3 protein-coding genes are annotated in these 2,639 nt (G+C 63.5%); all 3 read right to left on the bottom strand.

The features are described 5' to 3' along the window. Nucleotides 1-1,164: aspartate aminotransferase family protein (locus GXH28_RS15850; RefSeq protein ID WP_169239976.1), on the bottom strand; the 1,164-nt coding region annotated here is incomplete at its 3' end. A gap of 90 nt (nucleotides 1,165-1,254) precedes the next feature. After that, the gene (argB, locus tag GXH28_RS15855; protein WP_169239977.1) at nucleotides 1,255-2,034 is read right to left on the bottom strand and encodes an acetylglutamate kinase; all 780 of its coding nucleotides are present in this window, start codon (nucleotides 2,032-2,034) and stop codon (nucleotides 1,255-1,257) included. Between the two features lie 43 nt (nucleotides 2,035-2,077). Next, nucleotides 2,078-2,639 (bottom strand): Asd/ArgC dimerization domain-containing protein (locus GXH28_RS15860; protein WP_255464599.1); only part of this gene is annotated, 562 nt, incomplete at its 5' end.

Here is a 2,639-nt window from a genome sequence, read left to right on the forward strand (position 1 = left end):
CACGAGCGGCGGCACCAGACGCAGCACGTTCGTCCCTGCATTGACCAGGATCAATCCTTCTTTGTACCCTCGCTGGATCACCTCCGCCGCTTCTATATCGAGTTCGACGCCGATCATCAACCCTTTGCCGCGAACTTCTCGGATGTGCGGGCTGTTGATCTCCTCGATCAGGTCGCGCAGCAACTTGCCCTTAGCCTCGACGGCGGCCAGGAAGTCGGGCTGCGAGATGCGGCTCACCACGTGGTGCGCAACGTGCGTCACCAACGGGCCGCCGGCGAAGGTGCTGCCGTGATCGCCCTTTTGCATCACCTCGGCCACGCGCTGGCGCATCAGAATGGCGCCGATCGGCAGGCCGCCGGCCAGCGGCTTGGCCGCGGTCAGGATGTCCGGCTCGAACGCGCAGCCTTTTTCGTCGATTGCACCGTTCCCCTGCTTGCAGTAGCCCTGATACGCCCACAGGCTGCCGGTGCGACCGACGCCGCACTGCACTTCGTCGTAAATCAAGAGCGCATCGTACGCATCGGCCAGCGCTCGCAGTCCGGCCAGAAATTCAGGCGTCGCCGGATGGACGCCGCCTTCGCCCTGCACCGGCTCGACGATGATGGCGCAGACCCGTTCGTCCATCTGTCGGCGAGCGCTCTCGAGGTCGTTGAATTCGGCGAAGCGCACGCCGGGCATCAGCGGCTTGAAGGGGTCTTGATACTTGGGCCGCGGGGTGGCGGCCAACGCGCCCATCGTGCGCCCGTGAAAGGCATTGGTGAACGCCAGGATTTCGACTTTCTCCTCGCCGCCGTGCGCGCGTCCGTATCGACGCGCAAATTTGAACGCGCCTTCGTTGGCCTCGGCGCCGCTGTTGCAGAAATGCACTTTGTCCGCAAAGCTCGTTTCGCACAGCAGCGCGGCCAGCCGCGCGTGCGGCGCAGTGTGATACAGGTTGCTCACGTGCAACAGCCCTGTCGCCATCGCCTCCTGCATCGCCTGCATGACGCCCGGATCGTTGTAGCCGAGCGCGTTGACGGCGATGCCGGCCACACAGTCCAGATAAGCGCGGCCTTCTGTGTCGTAGAGCGTGCTGCCCTCGCCTCGCTCCAGCACAAAAGGCGCCCGCGCATAGACGCCGAGCACGTGCTGTTGCTCCAGTTGAATGACCTCCTGCGCGTTCATGCCTCCTCCTTGGACTTTGGTGAGAAAACTTCACGCAAAGAAACGCAGAGCCGCCATGCTTCAAAGCTCTACACTTCGGCGGTGAGCACTCTATCGACTGCCGATCACGCCGGTGCCCGTGCCGTCTTGCACGCCGGCGAGGTTGGTGATGACCGCCTGCGCCACGCCGTTGCGCACCGCCTCGATGGCGCTGCGCACCTTGGGAATCATCCCGCCGAAAATGATGCCCTCCTCGATCCATTCCTCCGCCTGCTCCGCCGTCACGGCGCGCACGACGCGACCGGCGACCAAGATGCCCGGCACGTTGCTGATGAAGACGAGCTTGATGGCGCCGAGCTTGGCGGCGATGGCGGTGGCGGCGTGATCGGCGTTGACGTTATAGCTGAGCGCGTCGAGCGCGCCAAAACTCACCGGGCTGATCACAGGCACAATGCCCGCTGCGATCAGCGTGCGCAATAGATGATCGTCGACGTCCTGCACCTCGCCGACGCGCCCCAGGTCGCCGAAGGGGTGCCACATTTTTTCGACGTAGAGCGTGCCGTCGTCGACGCCGCTGAAGCCCGCCGCGCGGATGTGCGCGTTGACCAGCGCGCGCACGATGCGCTTGTTCATCAGCCCGCTCAACACCATTTCCACCACATCCATGTCGGCGTCGCTGGTGACGCGCAGCCCCTCGATGCGCTGCTCCTTCAGCCCCAACTTCGCCTGAAGATCGGTCACCGCCTTGCCGCCGCCATGCACAATCACCGGGTGATGCCCCTCCGCCATAACGGCCTTCACTGCGTTGACCAGCCCAAACAGAAAATCCGGATCGTCCAGCTCGTTGCCGCCCACTTTCAGGACGACGATGTAGCGCTCCTCGTGGTTCATCTCTTCTCGCATTCACCCTGTTTGAATTCACAAAAAATGCCACTCACAACAGCCCGGCCGTCTCTGGGAATCCCAACGCCAGGTTCATGCATTGAACCGCCTGTCCGCTGGCGCCTTTGATCAGATTGTCTTCGGTGGCGACGATGATCAGGTCGCGACAGGTCGGATCGTCGGGCAGCTCCGGCGTGATGCTGATGGCGCAGCGGTTGGTGTGCACCGTGTGGCGCAGCGAAGCCTGCTGGCCGGCGGGCAGCAGATGAATGACCGGCTCGCCGGCGTAGGTTTCCTCATAGAGGTCGCGCACCTGCGCCTCGGTGACGCCGCTCGGCACACGCACGTACATCGTGCTGAGAATGCCGCGATTCACCGGCAGAAGATGCGGCGAAAAGGTGAAGCGATAGCCGCCGTTGGGCGAAGCCGCGTTGAGCACCATCTCCATCTCGGCGATGTGGCGATGACGATAGCCGATGTTGTAGGGCGTCATGTTCTCATTGGCTTCAACGAACAGATAGGGCGTCTTGAGGGTGCGTCCGGCGCCGCTCACCCCGCTCTTGCTGTCGACGATCACGCGTTCTTCCAGCCAGCCGGCCTTCGCCAGCGGATAC

Origin of the sequence: Candidatus Roseilinea sp. NK_OTU-006 (assembly GCF_012931985.1) — a bacterium.
GTDB lineage: Bacteria > Chloroflexota > Anaerolineae > J036 > Brachytrichaceae > JAAFGM01.